The sequence below is a fragment of the Lentilitoribacter sp. JB5-8 genome (assembly GCF_055693385.1).
Map to the genome: position 1 here is coordinate 3,214,983 of NZ_CM146332.1, position 13,826 is coordinate 3,228,808.

Sequence of the window (13,826 nt, forward strand, 5' to 3'; positions counted from 1 at the left end):
CGGCAATTTCTTAAAGATTACGCGCAAGTTGATTAGAACTCAACTCCGGACCCAAATCCCCGCTTTGCATTTCCCGCTTGCTAATTTAGCTAAAATGAGACATCAAATCCATCGCGGGTTTACAAAGAACCGATCATCCAAACTACTAAAGAATGCCTTTTTATGACAAGACGTAACGCGAATTTGCTCCTCCTATTAGCTGGCGCGGTATGGGGAATGGGGTTCATTGCACAAACAACGGCAATGGATGATATCGCTCCCTACACCTTTGTGGGCGCTCGTTTTGTCATTGCAAGTCTGGTTCTAATCCCGTTTGCGCTATGGGAGACAAAGCGCGCTGAAACAGCACTTCCAAGAACTGCATATCTGCAATTTATCATGATTGGCTTTGTGCTATTCCTGGCCATGGGACTGCAACAAGTTGGGCTTTTAACAACAACTGTAACCAACTCGGGCGTTTTAACCGGGCTATACGTTATCTTTGTTCCAATCTTAGCATTATTGCTTTATCGAACAGTTCCGCATTTTATCGTCTGGCCTAGTGTCATCTTAACCTTTGCCGGGATTTATCTTCTATCCGGTGGCGCCCTCACCTCGCTCACGTATGGCGATGTGCTTACTATCGGATGCGCAGCATGCAATGCGCTGCAAATGGTGTTTATTGCCCGTTATGCCATAAAATATAACCGCCCCATGACATTTAGCTTTGTGCAATTCCTTTCTATTGCGGTCTTTGGTTGCCTCGTTGCAGGTACCACTGAACACATAGCATTTGCTCCATTGCTAAATGCTTTGCCTGAAATTTTATATGCTGGCATCTTTTCAAGCGCACTTGCATTCACCATCCAGGCAGTAGCGCAGCGTTATACCACTGCCCCGCAAGCTGCAATTTTCATGTCGACTGAAGTTTTATTCGCTGCATTATTTGGTGCAATCTTCTTGGGCGAACGTATTGCTTTTATTGGATATTTAGGCGGTCTGCTCATCTTCACAGCAATGATTTTGACAGAAACTATACCATTTATGAAACTCAAATCTTCACAAAAGTTGAGCCGTTCATAAACCGTTCAGGTTCAAAATTGTAGCTTAGCCTCACACTTTGAAAAACCATGCAGCAAAGCATGAAATGTGAGGTAAGAACCATGAGCAAAATTGTAAAATCAGCTATCATTGCAACTTCTATCGTAGGCATGACTTTGTCGACCACAGCCTCTGTTCAGGCGCATGATATTTATAAAAAACATCACCATAAACACATCGTCAAACATCATCACAAACACGTTGTAAAACATCGTCACAGACATGTTATAAAGAAAAAGAACAACGACGCTGTTGTTTGGGGCATGATTGGATTAGCGGCGGGCGCGATCATCGCAAACAGTGCGAACAACCATCGCAAAACGCACGTCTATCGCCAACCGACACCGCAAACAATTTACCCTGGCGCAAATCACTATCCGGCAGCCCCTGCTAAAAGCTATAGAACACGTTCCTATGTGAGTTATCAGCCATGGAGCCAAGGTTGGTATAACTACTGCTCAAAGCGATATCGTTCATTTAACCCAAATAAAGGAACGTTCCGCGGATATGATGGTAAAGATCACTTCTGCGTTGTTAAATAAAGCCTAATTAAGACCGGTCAGGAATGGATTTGAACGCCGTTCCTGGCCGATTTGACCTCCGGGACCATGACCACAAATAAACCCAACATGATCACCAAGTGGAAAAACTTTATCGCGGATTGAAGAGAGTAATTGCTGGTGATCTCCACCTGGAAGATCTGTTCTGCCAATAGAGCCTGAAAACAACACATCCCCCACATGCGCAAATGCATTTTTCTCATTATAGAAAATGACGTGACCCGGCGCATGCCCTGGGCAATGCAGAACCCTAAATGTATGCTCTGAAAACGAGACTTCATCCCCCTCTTTAAGCCACTTATTCGACGTCACATTTTTAACATCCATGCTCACACCAAACATCTGCGCCTGATCTTCAAGTCCGGATAAAAGCGTAATATCATCTTCATGCGGCCCAAGAATATCAATATTCAGATTTTCTTTCAGCTCTTCTGCACCACCAGCGTGGTCAATATGTCCGTGGGTGAGCCAAATCGCTGTAATTTTAAGTTCAGCTTCCTCAATTGCTTTTAAAATATGTGGCACATCACCACCTGGATCAACAACAACGCCTTCTTTGGTTTGTTCATCAAATAATATTGTGCAATTTTGTTGAAATGGAGTGACTGGAACAATAATCGCGCGCAGCTCAGACATTTATATTTCCTTCGATTTAGACACCACATCTATGGCACAGATTTCCAAGCCCCGTCAGTCCAAAACGCTATTCATCCCTATTTTATCGCTCAAAAACTCTGATCGGGGCAAAATCATGTATTTGCCATATTTTATGTGTTAGTTTTTCTTGTGTTTAAAAACATCAATAGGGGGATGTTATGGATTTTTTACCACTCATAATTCAAATTGTGACGGGGATTATCGGCGGGCACGCGGTCAGCGGTGCGCTAAAGCAGGCAGCTTTGGGAACAATTGGCAGATCAATTGCTGGCGCAATTGGCGGCGTTGGTGGTACTGCGATACTAGCCAGCCTAGGAGCAGGTGATCTAACTGGCGCAATGGGTGCATTAGCTGGTAGCGCCATCAGCGGCGTTGCAGGCGGCGGGATCGTCTCCGGCGGCATCGGCGCCGTTTTGGGCATGCTGAAGAAGTAAAGACAATAAAAAAGGTGGCAAAAGCCACCTTTAAAAATCGTTCTTGAACCCGAAGCTATTACTCTGCAGCTTGCAGATTAGGCGTAACTTCCTGCGAATAATCATCCATCAGTGTTTGGATAATTGTACCAACTTCAAACTTGTATTCACCAATTTCGCCAACCGGCGTCACTTCTGCGGCTGTTCCAGTTAAGAAGCAGCCATCAAAATCAGCCATCTCTTCCGGCATAATGACACGTTCAATCACTTCAATATTACGACGCTTTGCCAAATCTATAACTGTCTGGCGCGTAATACCATTTAAGAAGCAATCTGGTTTCGGCGTATGAATCTTATCACCCTGAATGAAGAAAACATTTGCGCCTGTTGCTTCTGCAATTTGACCACGCCAATCTAGCATCAATGCATCAGCATAGCCTTTCGCTTCGGCTGCGTGCTTGGACAATGTACAAATCATGTAAAGACCAGCGGCTTTGGCAAAACTTGGAATAGAGCGCGGGTCAGGACGGCAATAATCTGCCATGGTCAAACGCAAACCTTTAAGGCGCTGCTCTGGATCAAAATAACTTGGCCATGCCCAAACCGCGATCGCCAGGTTGATCTTATTTGACTGCGCTGAAATACCCATCATTTCAGATCCGCGCCATGCAATAGGACGCACATAAGCGTCCGTGAGGCCTTGGCGCTTAAGCGCTTCAATACATGCAGCATCAATCTCATCCGCTGAATAAGGAATTTCAAATCCAAGATATTCAGCAGACTTAATCAAACGATCTGTATGCTCACGAAGCTTAAAAATTTCTCCGCCATAGGCGCGTTCACCTTCGAACACCGAACTTGCATAATGCAAGCCGTGGCTCAATACATGAACTTTAGCATCCTTCCAGTCGACAAATTCTCCATTATACCAGATTTCACCATCCAGTTGATCAAACGGCGTTGATGCCATCTTTCATCCTCCAGCGCATACAAAAAGCTGTTGCGCACCACAATTACACAAGCTCAATCCGGTTATTGATTGATCGATTAGTTATATTTAAGGCGATTTTTGAAGTTTAATCAAAAAAATTGATCTCTCAAACATGCTTTAGATTAACAATCTGCGAAATATGTGTCAATAAGGCTGACGTATTATGTAAACTCTCGGAGCAGCGCATGCGTGGCGACAAAACACAAATGCTTGAAGTGTCAGATGCTGATGAAGATCAGCAGGAGCACTTTGAGATAGATTACGAAATTATCGAAGCCATGTTTTTCGCCTACCGCGATTTTGTTTCCGACCCTGACCTGGTTTTAAAAGAATTTAAGTTTGGACGAGCGCATCACAGAATTATCCATTTTGTCAGCCGTCAACCTGGCTTAACTGTCGCCGAATTACTCGATATTTTAAACATCACAAAGCAAAGTTTGGCCAAGGTTTTAAAGCAACTTATTCAAACAGGGTTTATCAAACAAGAAACCGATCATGAAGATCGCAGGCAGCGGCATTTATATACAACACAAAAAGGTCAAAAACTTGCCTTAAAGCTCTCCAGACAACAATCTCGCCGAATCTCTCTGGCCCTAAAAGAAATGGCACCTGAGGATCGGAATACGATTTTGTCGTTTTTGAATGGGATGCACAACAAATAAAAAGGTGCCTCCCGCATGATGAAAAAAGGATGGGATGCAAAATTGGTTGATGATGTGATTGATGATGGGGCTAAACATATCTTGGTGGTGGATGATGATACTCGAATTCGAGATCTTTTAAGACGCTATCTTGCTTCAAGCGGTTTCAGAGTAACAACAGCATCAGATGCCAGCCAGGCACGGCGAAAGCTCGAAGGCATGGATTTCGATCTTTTGATTGTCGATGTCATGATGCCTGGTGAGAGTGGCATTTCACTCACGAGCTCACTCTCTAAAATCAAAGACGTACCGATTTTAATGCTAACCGCTTTGTCAGAAGTCGAGTCTCGAATTTCTGGTCTAGAAGCCGGTGCAGATGACTATTTGGGCAAACCATTTGACCCCAAAGAGCTGGTATTGCGGATCAATGCAATCCTGCGCCGTGGGGGCACGCCTGAAACACCAACGATTCAGCAGGTTATGTTCGGACCATATACCTATGTGTTAGAAACGCGCGAATTAAAAATGAATGGCGAAGCGGTGCATTTAACCGATCGCGAAAAAGAATTGATGTCGATTTTCTCCAGCAAACCAGGTGAAACCATTCACCGCATGGAACTTGCCGGAGAAGACCAATCTGTTGGCGATCGTACCATTGATGTACAGATTAATCGCTTGCGCCGGCGCATTGAAGACAATCCTGCAGAACCAACATGGCTGCAAACGGTTCGCGGGATCGGTTACCGCCTTGCAGTTGAATAGCAAATTAAACAATTATTCGTAATCGGCAGTTTTATTTCAGCACGTTTTTGCTTTATAGCTACATAGAGTGCTGGCTGGAGTAAAAGAATAGCTGAATGGCAACGATTGAATCAATCCGACGAGAATATGAGCGGTATCCCCCAACAGGGATACGCAGATATACAAGATGGTTTCGCCGACGCGTCCCAACGGGTCTTTATGCGCGTTCTTTGCTGATTATCATTGTGCCAATGGTCCTGTTGCAATCCGTTGTGGCATTTGTGTTCATGGAACGGCACTGGCAAACAGTTACCCAGCGTTTATCGACAGCCGTTACACGCGATATCGCTGCGATTGTTGATATGCTCGCGACGTATCCGCAAGATAGCAATTACGAAGAAATCGTGCGCATAGCGCGGGATCGATTGGATTTAAATATTTCAATCGAACCAGGAACAACCCTACCTCCACCCCGACCAAAACCGTTTTTCTCAATTTTGGACCAAACACTTAGCGATGAACTGACAAAGCAGGTCCAATTGCCATTTTGGATTGATACGGTCGGTGATTCCAGCCTTGTCGAAATCCGCATCCAATTGGGTGCTGAGGTGTTGCAGGTCTTTGCACGACGCAGCCAGGCCTATGCATCAAACACACACATCTTCTTATTATGGATGGTGGGAACTTCGCTGGTACTGCTATTGATTTCCATCCTGTTCTTAAGGGGACAAATCAGACCCATTTTAAGGCTTGCAGATGCTGCTGAAAAATTTGGTAAAGGCCAACCCACACCGGAAGATTTTCGCCCCAGAGGGGCGGATGAGGTTCGTAGAGCAGGCTTAGCATTCATTCGCATGCGTGAGCGGATTGAAAAGCAAATTGAGCAACGAACAGCCATGCTATCTGGTGTTAGTCATGATTTACGAACAGTTTTAACGCGCTTTCGTCTTCAACTCGCAATTTTAGGCGATGATGAAGAAATCAAAAGTCTTGATCAGGATGTCAAAGACATGCAATCCATGCTGGAAGGATATCTGGCTTTTACCAAAGGTGAAGCAGAGGAAGATTTTGGCTCTATTGACCTCAATGAGCTGGTGAGCAAACTTGAAAAAGACGGCAAGTTATTAGGTAAAAATGTCACCAGCTCGGTCTCAGGTATCAGCCAGGCAGATGTACGCCCAAGCGCATTCTCACGTCTAATCAATAATCTGTTTTCCAACGCCTGCCGTTACGGCAACAAAGTCAAAATAACGGTGCGCTCAGATGCGGCTTGGCTGGTTTTCACCGTCGAGGATGATGGCCCCGGGATCCCAGAAGAATCTCGAGAAGATGTTTTCAGACCATTTTTCCGTTTAGATGAAGCTCGTAATCAAGATGAACAAGGAACTGGTCTAGGACTTGCTATTGCACAAGATATCGCACGAAGTCACGGCGGCGATATAACCCTGTCAGATAGTGATCTTGGCGGCTTAAAAGCAACAGTCAGAGTGCCTGCGTAATACGCAGCTGCTACATTAAACGTTCGCCGTTTGGAATGTCTTTTGACACACCTGCCAAAACAATTGCGCCGTCTTTGTCTGCAAAACCCAGCGTGAGAACTTCCGACATAAACGGACCTATTTGACGTGGTGGAAAATTCACAACAGCCATAACCTGCCGCCCCACCAAATCCTCTGGCTTATAATGCACGGTAATCTGAGCTGATGTTTTCTTCACACCAATGTCTGCGCCAAAATCGATCTTCATTTTAATCGCAGGTTTACGTGCTTCTGGAAATGGATTGGCTTCGACCACCGTACCCATACGTATATCAACCTTTTCAAAGTCTTCCCAAGCGATGAAATCAGTCATTTTTTTGCAAGTTCCTCTGAACGGTTTTTCGCCGCCATGATAGCGCGGTCAAAAATCTTTTGCATCCCGTCACCCTCAGCCATCAGCACAGAAAGCGCAGCAGCTGTAGTGCCGCCCGGCGAGGTTACATTTTGGCGCAAGGTACTCGCATCATCATCTGAACGACGCATCAGCTCCCCTGCCCCTGAAACAGTTTCACGCGCAAGACGCATTGCAACATCAGCATCAAGCCCGGCCTTAATACCGGCTTGCGCCATAACTTCAGCCAGCAAGAAGACATACGCAGGCCCGCTTCCGGACACTGCGGTCACCGCATCTATTGTGTGTTCATCATCAAACCATTCAACCGGGCCACATACGGATAAAAGCTGGGTAACAAGTTCTCGCCCCTTAACTGACAAACCATCTTCAGCCATTACACCTGTGATCCCACGACCAATCATTGCTGGTGTATTGGGCATTGCTCGCACAACAAGCCCCTGCGTTATATGGGATTTTATAGCTGCAATCGTTGTGCCTGCGGCAATGCTAACAATCAAAGTGCTCTCATCAACACATGCAAGAACTGATGGCAAAACCTTGTCCATCATCTGCGGCTTGATAGCCAAAACCAGAACAGAAGCTTTCTCATCTTCCGGTACAGATGCCCCGTAGCCAACACCTTTTGCATCCAACAACGCAGCCATTTCATCCTTTAAACCAGGATCAGCTACGTAAATTGGTGCGACATTAAGATCATTATCCAACCAGCCGCGCAAAACAGCGCCGCCCATATTTCCTGCGCCAAGCAGAACTATCGGACGTTTGTCAGACATTTAGGCGGAACCTTGGGTCTCAAACATGACAAGATCAATTGCCTTTTGTGCATCAATTCCAGCCCAGGCAACAAATTGGAAAGACTGAAAATAAGCTTCGCAAGATTCAACCGCGCTTGCAAGCAAGCTTTCAACCTGCTGACTGGTTGGCTCTGCACCTCCAGATAGTAACAGTGACTGACGGAAGATCATGACGTTATCTTTGAGCCAAAGATCAAAGTGCCCCATGAGAACCTGACCATTGATCAGCGAGATCAATTTCAACAACTCATGTGATCTATTATCTTGAACATTGAAGTCAAAAGCACAAGCAATGTGAAGCGCCTCATGCGCCTCGAGCCAAGAGAATGAAATCTGATAATTTGCCCATTCACCCTCAATAATCATCGCGATTTCGTCATCACATGAACGTTCAAAAGACCAATCGTTATTTGCCGCAACAAATTCGATAACGTCTACCGGGTTAGAATGCCGTTCAATATCTAACTCAACCAAATTCATCACAAAGCCTCATCTGCTTCAAAGTTCTTATTCTGTCGAATGCGAACTCAAAACCAACAATCATCAAATCTATATTTAGGATACTGACGCAATAAGCCTTTGCGAGGCTTACCGGACAGAATTCCGAATCATCTATAAGAATCAGTGTATAAGAGCAGATTCAGCATTCCATCCCCCGATGCCGAAAAATTTTTTTGAAGGGGTTATTTACAATTACCAAATTGATTCCAAAGTCTTTAGTAAATGACTCAGGAATAAGGGTTTTTTGGCTCTCCACAGGACGCCTCATCCTGTGGAAAAAAATATGTATAAAGTTTTTATAAGATTCAGAGCGTTAGTCTGATTAAGCTTTCGGTTTGCGTGTAGATGATTTTGCAGGTTTTTGACTTGCAGCCAACTGCTTCTCAAGTTCGTCAATCCGCGCTTTTAACGCATCGTTTTCTTCGCGCGCTTTAACAGCCATTTCACGAACGGCATCAAATTCATCACGCTTAACAATGTCCGCATTGTTTAAGAAACGTTCAAACTGGCTTTGCAATGCTGTTTCAGCTTCTTTTGCCACGCCTTGTGCGGCACCCGCTGCATCTGTCATAAGCTTTGCAAATTCATCGAAAATTCGATTTGGACCCTGATTCATCGTGTTCGCCTCTTTGTGTGATCTTGCATCAAGCAATGTGCTTCATACCTCACGTAAGTATAAGCTGGGTCTTTTGCAAGAAATTTCAGCATGTAAATAGTGGGCAAATCACCGCAAGTTGAATGTCATTGCCTTGACCAGACCACAAACTAAACGCATTGTCGCGACGCGGTTTTGAAAGCGCAAATGAAACAATGCTCAGATACGGATCACTTTCTTGGACATAATATTACTTCCATTTTCACTTCTTACATTTCCAAAAATTGACCCGGTCATCTTCTCCGTTGGCCCCTTTGACGTGCGATGGTACGGCCTTGCATATGTTGCTGGTATCTTATTGGGCTGGGCTTATGCACGAGAATTACAAAAGCGCAGCCACCTTTGGCCAAACAATCAACAAGCCATGAAGATGATTGATCTGGATGACTTTGTTTTGTGGGCCGCGATTGGTATCGTTGCTGGGGGCCGCATTGGTTATATCTTATTTTACGACTTCGCCTCGATCATGGAAAACCCCGCACGAATATTTGAAGTCTGGAACGGCGGCATGTCCTTTCATGGGGGTGTTTTAGGCACCCTCGTTGCAATGATACTTTTTGCCTATTTGCGTAAATTTAGCATGTGGAGCTTGTTTGATATCGTTTGCGCTGCAGCACCTGTTGGTATTTTCTTCGGCCGTATTGCAAACTTTATCAATGGTGAATTATGGGGCCGATTAAGCGGTGCACCGTGGGCATTTGTGTTTCCCGGTGGCGGGCCATTTCCGCGCCATCCATCACAACTCTATGAAGCTTTACTAGAAGGCGTTGTTCTGTTTGCTCTTCTGGCAGTGTTATGCATTGTTTACAAAAAGCTCAAACAACCCGGATTTATCGCAGGTGCCTTTATCTTTGGCTATGGAAGCGCTCGCATTTTTGTAGAATTTTTCCGCGAACCTGATGCCCATATCGGATTTTTGTTTGGTGGCTGGTTTACAATGGGCATGCTTCTATCCATTCCCCTGCTTGCGATAGGCCTATGGGGTATGCTAACTGCATCCTCGCGGGTTAAAACAATCAGGTCGGAATAGCTTAATACATGCCTACACCCTTGGAACAAAAGATCCGAGATTTAGTAAACGTGAATGGTCCAATCAGTGTTGCGGACTATTTTGCGCTATGTTTGGCTGACCCAGAGTTTGGCTATTATAAAACTAGAGATCCCTTCGGTCATGAGGGAGATTTCATCACAGCGCCCGAAGTCAGTCAGCTCTTTGGTGAAATGCTTGGCATATATCTTGTACAATCCTGGCAAAAACACATGCCGAATGGCCCTATTCGCCTCGTCGAAATCGGCCCCGGTCGTGGTACATTAATGGCTGATGCGTTGCGCGTTATTCAACAAACGCAAAAGGATCAGTTTGACCAATTGACAATCCATATGGTCGAAACCAGCCCAAAGCTACGTGACACACAAGCAGAAACACTGAAGGCCTATCAGGACAAGATCCAATGGCATGATACATTTGAAGATGTGCCAGATGGTTTTACCTTGTTGGTTGCAAACGAATTGTTTGACGCCATTCCAATTCGGCAATTTGTCAAAACCGATACAGGTTATCGCGAACGCATGGTCACAGTGGATGCAGATGATCTTTTAAGCTTCACCGTTGGCGTCGCGGGCATTGACCCCGAACTCTTGCCTGAAAATCACAAATCACAGCCCGTCGGCACTATATTTGAAATTGCGCCAGCGCGCGCCAATGTCATGGCATCCATCGCAACACGTTTGACCGAGCAAGGTGGCAGCGCCCTTGTCATTGATTACGGATTTCTTGCACAAGGCTTTGGGGATACTTTGCAAGCGGTTCGCAAACATAGCTATGATCATCCGCTTGCAAGCCCTGGGATAGCTGATCTCACAAGTCATGTTGACTTTGAAACCCTCATGCATATTTCACATGCCGCCGGATCGCATATTCATGGCGTAATGCATCAGGGCGATTTTCTCGTAGGATTAGGTTTGCTGCAACGCGCAGGCGCTTTAGGTCACAACAAAGACCACGACACGCAGCAGGAAATCCGCAGCGCTGTTGAACGCCTCGCCGGTGAAGGCGAAGGCAAGATGGGCGAACTATTTAAGGTATTGGCGATTAGTGGCGCACCAATTCAGCTTGCACCATTTATCGCAGGCGACACTATCTCAAATGAAGAGAATCATCCAAACTAACGTTTGGTAAAGTCCATGATAATTGAGTTGGATGTAAATCAGCGTTGCGAGAGGTGTAAATCGTGCAAGCACAAACAGATGCGCAGTTTGTTCAAAGCCCAATTCTAAAATCACTGCAATCTCAATCGGGCATTTCGCATGGATTTTTCAAACGACATGGCGGTTGTTCAGAGGGCATATTTTCAAGCTTGAATGCGGGATTAGGTTCAGGGGATGAGACGCAAAGCGTTATTGAAAACAGACGCCGCATTTGCAAGGCCATTGGCACAACACCCCCACATTTAGCAACGCTGCATCAGCATCATTCAGCGGATATATTTGTTGCAACAGGCGGCATAGAAAAAGATCGCCCCAAAGCTGACGGTATCGTTACAAGCACCCCTGGGACAGCTGTGGGTGTGGTCACAGCAGATTGTGGACCGGTTTTATTTGCCGACCCTGAGAATAAGGTAATAGGCGCAGCACATGCAGGTTGGCGTGGGGCTTTTGATGGCGTCCTACAAAACACAATTGAGAAAATGATTGAACTCGGCGCAAAGCGCGAAAACATTCGTGCATCTTTAGGGCCGTGTATATCACAAAAAAACTACGAAGTTGGACCTGAGTTTTATCAACGCTTTATCGATAAAGATCAAAAGCTTGGACAATATTTCAAAGCTTCCAACAAGGAAGGTCACCACCTTTACGATTTAAATGGCTTTATTCAGTCTCAACTAAAATCCGCTGGCGTCATTGCTGAAGATCTAGAAATTTGTACTTATGACGAAGGCAACGGCTATTTTTCCTATAGGCGCACAACACATCGACAGGAAAAAGACTATGGTCGGCAACTTTCTGTAATCACGTTAGGTTAAAAGCATGCCAATTTATTTCACCGATGATGAATACAAAGATCGCGTAAAACGCGTTCGCGCAGATATGCAAACAAATGGCAATGATGCCATGCTGATTTTTGCGCAAGAAAGCATGTATTGGCTGACGGGTTATGACACATTTGGTTACTGTTTTTTCCAATGTTTGATCTTAACGCAAAACGACATGATCTTATTGACGAGATCGGCGGACTTACGCCAAGCACAACAAACATCAAATATCGATGACATTCGCATTTGGAAAGACGGTGCAAATGCAAATCCTGCGAGTGATTTAAAAAACATCTTAACCGAACTCGGATTAGCAGGGAAAAAACTTGGCATCGAGCTTGATACGCATGGTCTGACAGCAGCCAATTATATAAAAGTAACAGGGCAATTGAATGATTTTGCCGAGCTTGTTGATCAATCATATCTCATCAGTGAATTGCGGCTTGTGAAAAGCGATCAAGAAATTGAATATGCAAAACGTGCCGGAGTGCTAGCTGATGATGCATTGGATGCGGCGATAGCCGCGATTAAATCTGATGGCAGTGAAGCGGCTGTTCTTGCCGCCATGCACAATGTCATCTTCGGTCAAGGCGGTGATTATCCCGGCAACGAATTTATTATTGGTTCGGGGCGCGATGCGTTGCTCTGTCGATATAAATCCGGCCGCAGAGAACTTTCTACGGACGATCAACTCACTTTGGAATGGGCAGGGTCATTTGCCCATTATCATGCCGCGATGATGCGAACCATTGTGATCGGCAAACCTCGCCCACTTCACAGCAAACTTTTTGAAGCAAGTCGGGAAGCATTGTCAGCGGTGGTTGAGAACATGCAAACGGGCAGAACGTTTGGCGATGTATTTCAAGCTCATGCGGATGTACTTGATGCCCATGGATTATCCAGCCATCGTCTAAACGCTTGTGGGTATTCGCTCGGAGCACGCTTCACACCATCATGGATGGAGCATCAGATGTTTTTTGAGAACAACCCCCAGGAAATCAAACCCGGGATGACGCTGTTTGCGCATATGATTATCGTTGATTCCGAAACAGAAACAGCAATGACACTTGGTCAAACCTTCTTGACCACTGACGCAAAGGCTGAAAATCTATCACGAAACGGTTTCGATTTAATCCAGTGTTGATGTAAAACATCGATTTACATGAAGGTAAGCGGGAGCGCATGGCTTTTAGATATCTAAACATATTGGTAAGTTTGTCATTTATGACGGGCACTCTTTTGGGCTGTAACAGCACCGAAAGCGTACTTCAGCCAATTCCAACTGCGACCACAACAACGACACCTGAAGTAAACGCAGTTACCCAACCTGTTAATCAAGGCATATTGGTAAGCTTCCTACCGGTAACGGGTGCCCCCGCTGACAAATTGAGCATACTATCTCAGTCTTTAGCGCGAAAAACACAGGAGAACGGCATCACGATTGTCGCCACGTCAAATGCAGAAGCTCAGTATAAAATCAAAGGCTTCTTATCCGCATTTTCTGATGAGGCAAATACAACCGTTGTATATGTCTGGGACATACTTGATCCTTCCGGTGCTCGACTTTACCGAATCCAGGGTCAAAGTGATACAACTGGAGCTGGATCGGACCCTTGGCAGTTCGTCACGCAAAGCGTAATGGAAGAAATTGCCGGAAAAAGCCTGACAGATTTTATAAATTGGCAAAGACAACAAAGCTAAAGCCGAGCTTAAACGTTTTAAATTGGGACCAACTTCAGGATTCTGTAAAGAAATGCATTTTTATGTGGAAAGGTTCTTGAAATCGTCGTAAAGGCCGCTAAAAGCACAGCCATAGCCTTTTGGCGTGGTTGATTAAATAAGCCAAATGCGCATGCATATAACAAACG

At 45.2% G+C, this 13,826-nt stretch carries 17 protein-coding genes; 11 read left to right on the plus strand and 6 right to left on the minus strand.

What is annotated here, in order from left to right:
* The first annotated feature begins 162 nt into the window (after positions 1-162).
* Both ACZ1GZ_RS15685 and ACZ1GZ_RS15690 read left to right on the plus strand, forming a co-directional pair.
* Positions 163-1,062 (plus strand): DMT family transporter, encoded by a 900-nt coding sequence (locus tag ACZ1GZ_RS15685; RefSeq protein WP_472665817.1) that lies wholly within the window; start codon positions 163-165, stop codon positions 1,060-1,062.
* Positions 1,063-1,142: 80 nt separating this feature from the next.
* A complete protein-coding gene (locus tag ACZ1GZ_RS15690) occupies positions 1,143-1,622 on the plus strand; it encodes a BA14K family protein (protein ID WP_472665818.1) in 480 nt (159 codons plus the stop codon).
* A 3-nt stretch (positions 1,623-1,625) separates the two neighbouring features.
* Here the strand turns inward: ACZ1GZ_RS15690 and ACZ1GZ_RS15695 are convergent, their stop codons facing one another.
* Positions 1,626-2,276 (minus strand): MBL fold metallo-hydrolase, encoded by a 651-nt coding sequence (locus ACZ1GZ_RS15695; protein ID WP_472665819.1) that lies wholly within the window; start codon positions 2,274-2,276, stop codon positions 1,626-1,628.
* 179 nt (positions 2,277-2,455) lie between these two features.
* On the opposite strand from ACZ1GZ_RS15695, the gene ACZ1GZ_RS15700 reads away from it, so the two are divergent.
* Positions 2,456-2,731 (plus strand): hypothetical protein, encoded by a 276-nt coding sequence (locus ACZ1GZ_RS15700; protein WP_472665820.1) that lies wholly within the window; start codon positions 2,456-2,458, stop codon positions 2,729-2,731.
* A 58-nt stretch (positions 2,732-2,789) separates the two neighbouring features.
* Here ACZ1GZ_RS15700 and ACZ1GZ_RS15705 read toward each other — a convergent pair whose 3' ends face one another.
* Entirely contained in the window at positions 2,790-3,680 is an 891-nt protein-coding gene (locus ACZ1GZ_RS15705; protein ID WP_472665821.1) for a branched-chain amino acid aminotransferase, read from the minus strand.
* A 227-nt stretch (positions 3,681-3,907) separates the two neighbouring features.
* Between ACZ1GZ_RS15705 and ACZ1GZ_RS15710 the strand changes: the two genes are divergently transcribed.
* The 3 genes from ACZ1GZ_RS15710 to ACZ1GZ_RS15720 all read left to right on the plus strand — a co-directional run bounded on the left by ACZ1GZ_RS15710 (position 3,908) and on the right by ACZ1GZ_RS15720 (position 6,582).
* Positions 3,908-4,363 (plus strand): MarR family winged helix-turn-helix transcriptional regulator, encoded by a 456-nt coding sequence (locus ACZ1GZ_RS15710; protein ID WP_472668331.1) that lies wholly within the window; start codon positions 3,908-3,910, stop codon positions 4,361-4,363.
* A gap of 15 nt (positions 4,364-4,378) precedes the next feature.
* Entirely contained in the window at positions 4,379-5,104 is a 726-nt protein-coding gene (locus tag ACZ1GZ_RS15715; RefSeq protein WP_472665822.1) for a response regulator, read from the plus strand.
* Between the two features lie 95 nt (positions 5,105-5,199).
* A complete protein-coding gene (locus tag ACZ1GZ_RS15720) occupies positions 5,200-6,582 on the plus strand; it encodes an ATP-binding protein (RefSeq protein WP_472665823.1) in 1,383 nt (460 codons plus the stop codon).
* Between the two features lie 10 nt (positions 6,583-6,592).
* On the opposite strand, the gene ACZ1GZ_RS15725 is transcribed toward ACZ1GZ_RS15720, so the two are convergent.
* From ACZ1GZ_RS15725 to ACZ1GZ_RS15740, 4 genes are all read right to left on the minus strand, one after another.
* The gene (locus ACZ1GZ_RS15725) at positions 6,593-6,934 is read right to left on the minus strand and encodes a tRNA-binding protein (protein WP_472665824.1); all 342 of its coding nucleotides are present in this window, start codon (positions 6,932-6,934) and stop codon (positions 6,593-6,595) included.
* A complete protein-coding gene (gene proC / locus ACZ1GZ_RS15730) occupies positions 6,931-7,749 on the minus strand; it encodes a pyrroline-5-carboxylate reductase (RefSeq protein ID WP_472665825.1) in 819 nt (272 codons plus the stop codon). The genes ACZ1GZ_RS15725 and proC overlap by 4 nt, the downstream gene beginning before the upstream one ends.
* Positions 7,750-8,250, minus strand: coding sequence for a type III secretion system chaperone family protein (locus tag ACZ1GZ_RS15735; RefSeq protein WP_472665826.1), 501 nt, complete (start codon positions 8,248-8,250; stop codon positions 7,750-7,752).
* A gap of 343 nt (positions 8,251-8,593) precedes the next feature.
* Positions 8,594-8,887 carry an accessory factor UbiK family protein gene (locus ACZ1GZ_RS15740; protein WP_472665827.1) on the minus strand — a complete coding sequence of 98 codons (294 nt, stop codon included), beginning with the start codon at positions 8,885-8,887 and terminating at the stop codon, positions 8,594-8,596.
* Positions 8,888-9,104: 217 nt separating this feature from the next.
* On the opposite strand from ACZ1GZ_RS15740, the gene lgt reads away from it, so the two are divergent.
* From lgt to ACZ1GZ_RS15765, 5 genes are all read left to right on the plus strand, one after another.
* A complete protein-coding gene (gene lgt / locus ACZ1GZ_RS15745) occupies positions 9,105-9,956 on the plus strand; it encodes a prolipoprotein diacylglyceryl transferase (RefSeq protein WP_472665828.1) in 852 nt (283 codons plus the stop codon).
* Between the two features lie 8 nt (positions 9,957-9,964).
* A complete protein-coding gene (locus ACZ1GZ_RS15750) occupies positions 9,965-11,095 on the plus strand; it encodes a class I SAM-dependent methyltransferase (protein WP_472665829.1) in 1,131 nt (376 codons plus the stop codon).
* Positions 11,096-11,157: 62 nt separating this feature from the next.
* On the plus strand, positions 11,158-11,949 hold the full coding sequence (gene pgeF / locus ACZ1GZ_RS15755; RefSeq protein ID WP_472665830.1) for a peptidoglycan editing factor PgeF: 792 nt from the start codon (positions 11,158-11,160) through the stop codon (positions 11,947-11,949).
* A gap of 4 nt (positions 11,950-11,953) precedes the next feature.
* Complete coding sequence (locus ACZ1GZ_RS15760) at positions 11,954-13,102, plus strand: M24 family metallopeptidase (protein ID WP_472665831.1); 1,149 nt, start codon at positions 11,954-11,956, stop codon at positions 13,100-13,102.
* A gap of 38 nt (positions 13,103-13,140) precedes the next feature.
* Positions 13,141-13,659: a hypothetical protein gene (locus ACZ1GZ_RS15765; RefSeq protein ID WP_472665832.1), complete on the plus strand. Its 519-nt coding sequence runs from the start codon at positions 13,141-13,143 to the stop codon at positions 13,657-13,659.
* Positions 13,660-13,826: the final 167 nt, after the last annotated feature.

Bases quoted from the DNA above. Each gene is read 5' to 3' on its own strand.
- ACZ1GZ_RS15705 (WP_472665821.1), bottom strand. From the start codon at position 3,680: ATGGCATCAACGCCGTTTGATCAACTGGATGGTGAAATCTGGTATAAT.
- ACZ1GZ_RS15720 (WP_472665823.1), top strand. From the start codon at position 5,200: ATGGCAACGATTGAATCAATCCGACGAGAATATGAGCGGTATCCCCCA.
- ACZ1GZ_RS15735 (WP_472665826.1), bottom strand. From the start codon at position 8,250: ATGAATTTGGTTGAGTTAGATATTGAACGGCATTCTAACCCGGTAGAC.
- ACZ1GZ_RS15700 (WP_472665820.1), top strand. From the start codon at position 2,456: ATGGATTTTTTACCACTCATAATTCAAATTGTGACGGGGATTATCGGC.
- ACZ1GZ_RS15725 (WP_472665824.1), bottom strand. From the start codon at position 6,934: ATGACTGATTTCATCGCTTGGGAAGACTTTGAAAAGGTTGATATACGT.
- ACZ1GZ_RS15760 (WP_472665831.1), top strand. From the start codon at position 11,954: ATGCCAATTTATTTCACCGATGATGAATACAAAGATCGCGTAAAACGC.
- ACZ1GZ_RS15740 (WP_472665827.1), bottom strand. From the start codon at position 8,887: ATGAATCAGGGTCCAAATCGAATTTTCGATGAATTTGCAAAGCTTATG.
- ACZ1GZ_RS15715 (WP_472665822.1), top strand. From the start codon at position 4,379: ATGATGAAAAAAGGATGGGATGCAAAATTGGTTGATGATGTGATTGAT.
- ACZ1GZ_RS15690 (WP_472665818.1), top strand. From the start codon at position 1,143: ATGAGCAAAATTGTAAAATCAGCTATCATTGCAACTTCTATCGTAGGC.
- ACZ1GZ_RS15750 (WP_472665829.1), top strand. From the start codon at position 9,965: ATGCCTACACCCTTGGAACAAAAGATCCGAGATTTAGTAAACGTGAAT.
- ACZ1GZ_RS15765 (WP_472665832.1), top strand. From the start codon at position 13,141: ATGGCTTTTAGATATCTAAACATATTGGTAAGTTTGTCATTTATGACG.
- ACZ1GZ_RS15710 (WP_472668331.1), top strand. From the start codon at position 3,908: ATGCTTGAAGTGTCAGATGCTGATGAAGATCAGCAGGAGCACTTTGAG.
- proC (WP_472665825.1), bottom strand. From the start codon at position 7,749: ATGTCTGACAAACGTCCGATAGTTCTGCTTGGCGCAGGAAATATGGGC.
- ACZ1GZ_RS15685 (WP_472665817.1), top strand. From the start codon at position 163: ATGACAAGACGTAACGCGAATTTGCTCCTCCTATTAGCTGGCGCGGTA.
- ACZ1GZ_RS15695 (WP_472665819.1), bottom strand. From the start codon at position 2,276: ATGTCTGAGCTGCGCGCGATTATTGTTCCAGTCACTCCATTTCAACAA.